Raw genomic sequence first — 234 nt, 5'->3', positions numbered from 1 at the left:
GCCGTGGCCGCCCGCCCCGCCGGTGCCCGTTGCGGCGAATCCGCCGGGCCCGCCGGCCCCGCCGCAGCCGAGCAGGATCGCGTTGCCGCCGGGCCCGCCCTGGCCGCCGGGAGCCGTTGCCACACCTCCGGCGGCGCCGCCCGCGCCACCGGCGCCGCCGGAGCCCAACCAGCCGGCGGTGCCGCCGGCCCCGCCGAGGCCCCCGCCCCCGCTGCCGGCTCCGGTTGCCAGCAC

The 234-nt window shown here is 85.5% G+C and carries 1 pseudogene; it reads right to left on the bottom strand.

What is annotated here, in order from left to right:
- Window positions 1–234: pseudogene (locus FPZ47_RS30930) on the bottom strand (PE family protein); the annotation flags it as partial.

It is taken from the genome of Mycobacterium helveticum, assembly GCF_007714205.1.
Lineage (GTDB): Bacteria > Actinomycetota > Actinomycetes > Mycobacteriales > Mycobacteriaceae > Mycobacterium > Mycobacterium helveticum.
The sequence above is the reverse complement of the archived record's forward strand: the minus strand, read 5'-3'. Positions and strand labels throughout refer to the sequence as shown.